This is a genomic window from Mesorhizobium sp. M8A.F.Ca.ET.021.01.1.1, from assembly GCF_003998025.1.
Classification (GTDB): Bacteria; Pseudomonadota; Alphaproteobacteria; order Rhizobiales; family Rhizobiaceae; genus Mesorhizobium.
This window is the reverse complement of record NZ_RZSJ01000265.1, coordinates 1-7789: the sequence shown is the minus strand read 5'-3', so window position 1 is coordinate 7789 and position 7789 is coordinate 1. Positions and strand designations below refer to the sequence as shown.

At 65.9% G+C, this 7789-nt stretch carries 6 protein-coding genes and 1 pseudogene; all 7 read right to left on the bottom strand.

Annotated features, from left to right (window positions below; all coding sequences use genetic code 11):
• A partial coding sequence (locus EOA36_RS20115) for a helix-turn-helix domain-containing protein (protein WP_145969232.1) occupies window positions 1–1127 on the bottom strand: 1127 nt, incomplete at its 3' end.
• Between the two features lie 208 nt (window positions 1128–1335).
• Window positions 1336–1797, bottom strand: coding sequence for a MarR family transcriptional regulator (locus tag EOA36_RS20110; RefSeq protein WP_127279119.1), 462 nt, complete (start codon window positions 1795–1797; stop codon window positions 1336–1338).
• A complete protein-coding gene (locus tag EOA36_RS20105; protein WP_127279118.1) occupies window positions 1794–2378 on the bottom strand; it encodes an amino acid synthesis family protein in 585 nt (194 codons plus the stop codon). The genes EOA36_RS20110 and EOA36_RS20105 overlap by 4 nt, the downstream gene beginning before the upstream one ends.
• Window positions 2371–3255: a UPF0280 family protein gene (locus EOA36_RS20100; RefSeq protein WP_127279117.1), complete on the bottom strand. Its 885-nt coding sequence runs from the start codon at window positions 3253–3255 to the stop codon at window positions 2371–2373. Before EOA36_RS20100 ends, EOA36_RS20105 begins: the two co-directional genes overlap by 8 nt.
• Window positions 3255–4796, bottom strand: a complete 1542-nt coding sequence (locus EOA36_RS20095; RefSeq protein WP_127279116.1) for a 6-hydroxynicotinate reductase — start codon at window positions 4794–4796, stop codon at window positions 3255–3257. Before EOA36_RS20095 ends, EOA36_RS20100 begins: the two co-directional genes overlap by 1 nt.
• Entirely contained in the window at window positions 4793–7540 is a 2748-nt protein-coding gene (locus EOA36_RS20090) for a molybdopterin-dependent oxidoreductase (protein ID WP_189553280.1), read from the bottom strand. The genes EOA36_RS20095 and EOA36_RS20090 overlap by 4 nt, the downstream gene beginning before the upstream one ends.
• Window positions 7541–7542: 2 nt before the next feature.
• A pseudogene (locus tag EOA36_RS20085) lies at window positions 7543–7789 on the bottom strand (xanthine dehydrogenase family protein subunit M); the annotation flags it as partial.

The window sequence follows — 7789 nt, the reverse complement described above, 5'->3', positions numbered from 1 at the left end:
CGTCTGGTGTCGATGATGCCAAGCGGATAATCATGGAAGGTAAGTGCCCATTGGCCGTCCTCGGCTTCGGTGGCCGCGACGGCTTCGCCGGCCAGTGATTGCGAGACATAGACGAAGCCGCCATTCCACCTGATCTCGCCATTGTGGCGCACCCAGCGAACCGCGGCCTCTTGCGGATAATCGGGCTCGGGTGGCGTTCTTGGCATGGCTCGTTGTGACGGGCGGTAATGCTGGGCTGGAGTGTCCATGGCAAGCGCCTCATGCGGACGCTCCTCATTGTAGCTGCGCCGGAAGGCTTCGAAGGCCTGGCCCTGAGCCGTTCTGTCGGCCTCCGGGTCCTTGGCCAGTGGCAGCATGGTCAGATGGAAGCGCTCGTGGCGACCGTTCTGCTGTGGCTTGCCGGGCGCGATCCGTTCCAGCGTGATGCCGAGCTTGATGAAGCGCACCGCAAGCGGCGTCAGCCCGGTGACGCCGGCCGACGCGAAGGGCGAGCCATTGTCGCTTCTGAAGCGATCCGGCAGGCCATGCTCCTCAAACAGTCGCTCGAACACCGGCCAGGCCTCGGCGTCCGCCGTCGAACCCGTCGCTTCGAGCGCCAGAAGGTAGCGGCTCGAGGCATCCATCACCGTCAACGGATCGCAGCGCCACCCGTCGGCAGTCCGGAACCACCCCTTGTGATCGCCAGTCCACACCGCATTCGGCCCTTGCGGCTCCGGCCACGGTCCGTTGCCACAGGCTCGCAGACGTGGCCGCTTGCGGACGCCGACAAGCCCATGCCGTGCAAGGATCGCGCCCACCGTCGAGGCCGACGGCCAAACCAGCTCGGGAGCCGTGCGCTTGAGACGCGCCACGATCTTCTTTGGCCCCCACAGCGGATGCACCTCCTTGGCGGCAACGATCCGCTCCACCAGGTCCAGCGCTGTCGCCCGGCCGTGATTGAGCGGCGCGCGAGGCAGATCGTGCAAACCTTCCGGGCCGAACGCGCGATAGCGTCCAAGCCATTTGTAGCCGGTCTTGCGCGATATCCCATAAGCCGCACAGAGCTCGATCATCGTCTCTTCACCCGAAAGGCAATCCACAACAAACCGTAGCCGCTCGTCCATGATCCCAGTTTCTCGCCAAACCATCGCCGGTCCTCCCGGCGGACAAGAAAACTGTCACCCATGCTATCGGTCCATTCTGTTACCTATCTATCCGGTTCGGACAACGGCTCTCTCCCCGTCACTATACGGGGAGAAATGTCCGGCAGGACAATGAGGGGCAGCGCAGACCAACCAATTCTACTCAACTCAATCGTTCGGTGACCAGCTTCTGCAGGCTGGTAAGATCCGCACCTTACGCCAGCTTGGCCAGCAGCTTCATGAAAGTGGCGGCCTCCTTGGCCGTGAGCGGCGCCAGGGTCTCCAGCGTGATCTCGCGGGCCAGCGGGATCAGGCGCTCGATCGCGTCGCGGCCCTCCGGCGTCAGGTTTACCAGCAGCCGCCTTTTGTCGACCTCATGCCTGGAAAGCTCGACCAGGCCACGCGCCTTCAGCCGGTCGATGACGCCTTTCACCGTCGCCGCGTCCATGGCGATCAGCGTGCCGAGCTGGTTCTGCGAAGTTTCGCCGACGTCGCGCAACTTGGCGAGTGCGGCGAATTGCGGCGGCGTTAGATCGGCGATACGGGCAGCGAAGATCGAAACATGGCGCTGGTGCGCCTTGCGCAGGATGAAGCCGACCTGCTCCTGCAGGAGGTAGTCGTGATCGTCGGCCTCTTCGGCCTCGACCAGCTTGAGCAGGTTGTCCTCGCCGCTCACCGCAGCCCGTCCCAGGCTTTTATGTCATCCGCCGCGAGGCCACCCATCCGATTATGGACGCGCGGGCCGCAGGTCATGGCGAGGCAGAACAGGATCTCGTCAGGACGCGGGCCGTCGCTGATGCCGACTTCCATGGCGTCGAAATGGCTGCGCACATAGGCGGCGTTGATATGGCCGAGCGGCACGTCGAGCTTTGAGCCGAAGGCGCCGACCTTCTTGGCCGACGGCACGATCGCCTTGGCATCGCCCAGCCGCTCGCGCATCGCATAGCCACCCGGCACATGCCACAGCGCGCCATGTTCCAGCTCGCCCGCGCTTCCGACGATGGCGCCCTTGCCGTAGCCGTCGATCTGTTTGATGTCGCCGCCGAGGACGGCGACCAGCCGGTCGGCGAGCAGCAGGCCGAGCGGCTTCAGATCGTCCATGGCGCTTTGCAGATCCTCGACATAGCGCCCGGCGAACGGGTTCCCGACCGCGGCCATGGCGGCGGCACGACGGCGCGGCACCGCGGCGGCCGGTCCACCGTCATGGAAGATTTCTTCGCTCAGCACCGCGATCTTGCGGATCGGAAATTCAGGCATGGGCAACTTCCTCCGGTTCATGCTTGTTGGGCGCGCCGAGTGCAACGGAGCCGCTGATGCGGGCCTCCCCGCCAAGAAACAGCGCCGATGCTGCAATCAGGCCGCGCCGGCGAAAATCTTCGGCGACGGCAAGACCATTGTCCAGCGCGCGTGCCACCTCATCAGGCGCAAGCGTGCCGACGCCTTGCGTCACCAGCCGCGCGCCAAGATCGCTGTCGGGCGACAGGTCGCGTGCGGGAACGCGCCTGATGGCGGGATTGCCGGGCAGGTCTACCGCGTTGGCTATCAGCGTTGCCGCCGCATCGGCCTCCGCGCCGGTCCGCGCCAGCACGGTGACGGCGTCGGCAATGCCAAGCGAGAAGGAGCGGCCACGCCAGCCGCTGGTTGCAACGCCACGCACGCCATCCTGCGCGCGGATCGTGATCCGGTCGGCCATGCCGTTACCGGTGCCGGCGACCGCCAAGCCCATCGAGCGGCCTCTGCCGATGTGGAGGGCGCTGTCGCCGCCATTGTTGACATAGGCGCGATCGAGCTTGCGTCCGGCAAGCAGCGCGGCAAGCATTTCGTCGGCTACCGACCCGGCAACGGCGGCCATCGGTGTGATGAAGCATTCCGCCATGGGCATGACGGCTGCTTCCATGCGGCGCGCCGTCGGGCCGGCGAAGGTTCGCGGCGCCAAGAAAAATGCCGGGAGCCGCAATTCGGGAAGCTCCTCGACCAGCTCGATCAGGATCGTTTGGAAGCGCGCGACGGCCTGGACGTAGGCGGCGCGACACTCATCAGCCTCGCCAAAGGCCTCGACGATCAGGTCGATCGGCCCATGGTTGAGATGCAGCCGCTTGCCGTCCTGCAGCCAGTGCGCTTGCGGATCTTCCATCACCCCGCCCCGTTCGGACCCACGCGGCGCAATTGCGCCAGCGGCGGCCATGGATTTTGGGTTGCGGCGCCTGTGCCGCGTCGGGGATTGAGATACTCGCCGCCTTTGGCGACGATGTCCGCAACGCTGCGGATCTCCGCCTCGTAGCCGCCGAGCCTGACATAGTCGTCGCGACGCAGCGTGAACTCGATCGGCGCCACCAGCGCCGGCGTCGGCACATAGCCGAAGGCGCCTTCCGGAACCCTGGTGACATCGACCATCAGCGTGATGCCGCCGCCCGGCCAGACATAGACCGGGGCGCCGCCAACGGTGACATAGGTAGTCAGGCCTTGCACCGAACGGGTGAGATTGACCGGGTTTTCGGTGACGCCGGCGCGCAGCGACCCGCCGGCGCCGCCGATGAACAGCACGGTGCACAAGGCCGGCTCGCAATTGTCCTCGATCAGGTTGACCGATTTCCTAAGCCGTTCCGGAAACGGTTTTTCGACCGGCTTCAGGTCGTCATCGAGCTCGTAATAGGCGAACTGCTCGCCGGTGGTCGAAACCATCAGCAGCGACAGGCCCGGGCGCGCGCCCTTCTTGGCGTTCCATTCGCCGAGTATCGACAGCGGATCTGAAATGCTGGTGCCGCCCCAGCCGAGGCCTGGCTCGGACACTTTGAAATAGCGGCCCGGTGTCGAGCGGCGGCCAACGATCTTGATGCCCGTATCCTGCCAGCCCAGCACCTTGCCGGCCTGGTGTTCGGAGACGACACCGGTGATGTGATCGTCGACCACCACGACCTCGTCGACCAGCCCGCGCCATTGCGTGGCGAACATGCCGATCGTCGCCGAGCCGCAGCCGACACGCATGCGGTGTTCCTGCTTGCCGTCGATGACGGGCGGTTTGCCGGCTTCGACGATGACCGTGGCGCCGCCGTCTATGCTGAGTTCCACCGGTTTGCGGTTGCACAAATTGAGCAGGGCGTCACAGGTGGCGCGGCCTTCCGCCTTGGAACCGCCGGTCAGATGATGCACGCCGCCCAGCGACAGCATCTGCGAACCGTACTCGCCCGTCGTGACATGGCCGATGGCCTCGCCCTCGGCCCGCACGACAGCCGTTTCGGGTCCGATATGACGGTCGGTGTCGATCTTCACCTTGACGCCGCAGTAGGAGAAGATGCCTTCCGTCACCACCGTGACGAGATCGACGCCCTCGACCTCCTGGCTGACGATGAAGGGAGCAGGCTTGTAGTCGGGATAGGTGGTGCCGGCGCCGATTGCCGTGACGAAGCGGCGGCCGGTGTTGATGAGTTCGCCGTCCCACTGCTCGCCCTCGGCGACAAAGGGCACCATGGCAGCGCCGGTCTCGGCCGCATGGTCGAGGATGGTCAGCGGGTCCATGCGCACGATCCGGCCCGCGACATTGCCATAGCGGTCGCAAGCGCCGGTGCGGCCGTCGGCGATGTAGCACATGACGGGACAGGCATCGCAGCGGATCTTCTCCGCCACCAGCTTCTCGCCGGGATCATGGGTTTCGAAGCGTTCGGCAAGCTCGCTCATGCCCGTGCCTCCTTCTCGCGGATGGCCGCCAGGATGCGGCTTGGCGTTGCCGGCACCTTGGTGACCAGCACGCCGGTGGCGTGGCGGATGGCGTTGAGGATCGCCGGCGCCGTCGGGATCAGCACGTGCTCGCCCAGGCCCTTGGCGCCGAACGGCCCTTCGGGATCGGGCACCTCGATAAGGATGGTCTCGATCGGCGGCACGTCGCCAATGGTCGGGATGAGATAGTCGTGCAGGTTTTCGGTGCGCCCGGGAATATATTCTTCCATCAACGCCATGCCGATGCCTTGGGCGATGCCGCCTTCGATCTGGCCCTCGACCAGCAACGGATTGATCGCCTTGCCGACGTCATGCGCCGCCGTGATCTTGATCAGCCTGACAGTGCCGAGTTTGAGGTCGACCTCAAGTTCGGCAATCTGCGCGCCATAGCCATAGACCGCATAGGGTTTGCCCTGGCCCTTGGCATCGAGGGGCAGCGTCGGCGGATCGTATGTCTCTTCGGCGCGGAAGACGAAGCCGTCGGCATTCGCATCGAGCGCGGCAAGGTCGATGCGGCGTGTCGCCTCGCCTTCGCGGATGACGATCACCGCGCCATCCAATTTAAGGGAAGCCTTATCCGAGACATTGGCAAAGCGCAGGATTTTTTCGCGAAGGGCCCGCCCAGCCTTTTCAGCCGCCTTGCCGGTCACGAAAGTCTGTCGCGAGGCCGAAGTCTTGCCGGCGTCTGGGCTGATTGCCGTATCGGCGCTCTTCAGCTGGAATTTCTCCAGCGGCAGGCCGAGCGCGTCGGCGCAGATCTGCGTAATGACGGTGTTGGACCCCTGGCCGATATCGACGGCGCCCTGGTGCAGGATGACGTCGCCCGATGGCGCGATGCCGACCCTAATGGTCGACGGATTGGGAAGCGAGGTGTTGCCGCAACCATACCAGCAGCACGCGACGCCGACACCGCGCTTTCTATCTATGCTGGTGCTGTTGAAAGTATCCGCGTCGACCGTCGCCCGCGCCCAGTGCAGCCGCAGCGCTTCGAGGCATTCGGCGATGCCGACGCCAGACACCAGAAGCTGCCCGGTAACCGTTTCGGAGCCGTTCCGAAGGCAGTTCTTCAGGCGAAAGTCTAGCCGATCCATGCCGAGCTTGCCCGCAAGCTCGTCATAGAGCGTCTCCTGCATGATCGTCGCCTGCGGCACGCCGAAGCCACGGAAGGCGCCGGCAATCGGACCATGGGTGTGGATGGCGCGGCCCTCGGCACGATAGTTGGGCGTGAGATAAGGGCCGGAGGCATGCACCGGCACGCGGTTGGCGACCGTCGGACCCCAGCTGGCATAGGCGCCGGTGTTGAAATCGCCGGTAAAGACCATGCCGGTGACGTAGCCGTCGGAGGCGGCACCGATGGTGGCCTTCATCTGCGCCGGATGGCGCTTGGTGGTCGACATCATCGATTCGTTGCGGGTGTAGGCAAGGGCTGCGGGCCGTCCCGTCTTGATGGCGACGAGGCCGATCAGAGGCTGCAAGGAAACGTCGAGCTTGGAGCCAAAGCCGCCACCGGTCGCGGTCGGCACGATGCGCACCTTGTTGACGGCAAGGCCGAGCACTTTCGCGGTGTCGTCACGGTCCATGTAAGGCGCCTGGGTGCAGGCGACGACGACAAGCGTGTCGCCGTCGACATATGCATAGCCGGCTTCCGGTTCGATATAGGCGTGCTCGACATAGGAGGTGTCGATCGCGCCGCTCGCGGTGACGGCCGCATTGGCAAGTGCCGCCTCGGGATCGCCGCGTTCGACAAAGCCCTTGGTCAGCAGGTTGTCCGGCCGGTTGCCGTGGATCAGCGCAGCACCCTCGGCCTGCGCGTCACGAGGCTGGAGAACATGCGGCAGTTCGGTCCAGCGGATAGGGAGATCCGACAGATCGAGATCGAGGATCGCCTCTCGCTCGCCGGCGACCAGGGCGACCGCCTCGCCGCGAAGCCGGGCAAAGCCTTCGGCCAGCGCCGGCTGGTCGGCGAATGGGCCGATAACGCCGAAACAGTTTTTTCCCGGGATGTCGGCGGCCGTGAAAACGCCCACGATGCCTGGATGCGCCTTGGCCCAGCCGTCGAGGTCGCCGAAATCGAACTTTGCATGATAGTGCGGCGAGCGGACCACCAGCACCGCAAGCGCATCGGCCGGGAAGGAATCGCCGCCGAATTTCTCGGCGCCGGTCACCTTTGGCACGCCGTCGAGCCTGATCGGCGACGCGCCAATGGCGTGGCCGGACCGAGGCAGACGGAAATCCAGGCTCGCGGTCTGGAGGGAAGCCTCCATCACCGCCGCGATGATCTTCCGGTAGCCGGTGCAGCGGCAGAGGATGCCGCCCAGCGCATCCTGCACCTCGGTCTCGGTCGGCCTGGGTTTCGTGTCCAGCAGCGCGGTTGCCGCGACCAGCAGCGCCGGCGTGCAGATGCCGCATTGCGCGGCGCCATGCGCCAGGAACGAGGCTTGCAACGCCGACAGCCGGCCATTGGCCAGTCCTTCGACCGTCGTCACCGCGGTGCCAGCGGCCGAGGCCGCCGGCATCAGGCAGGCGCAGACGGGATCGCCGTCGACCAGCACCGTGCAGGCGCCGCAGTCGCCGGCATCGCAGCCGACCTTGGTGCCGGTCAGCCGCAATTCATCGCGCAATACCGAAGACAGCCTGCGCAGCGGCGGCACGTTGACCGAGACAGCGGCGCCATTGACCGCGAAGGCGATATCGGCGCGATCCATGCTCATGCGGCCACCTTGTCGCCTGCTGGCGTCTGCGTGGCCGCGAGCACGGCGCGGGCAACGATCTCGCGCACCGCGTCCAGCCTGTATTCGGCGCTGCCGCGCACATCGCCGATCGGCGACAGCTCAGTCATCGGCGCCGACCGGACCGCGGCGACAAGCCCGGCGTCCACGGCAAGGCCGCGCAGCGCCGTCTCGACCCCGGGCAACCGCCTGGCGACGGCGGAACAAGAGCCGACGGCCCCCGCC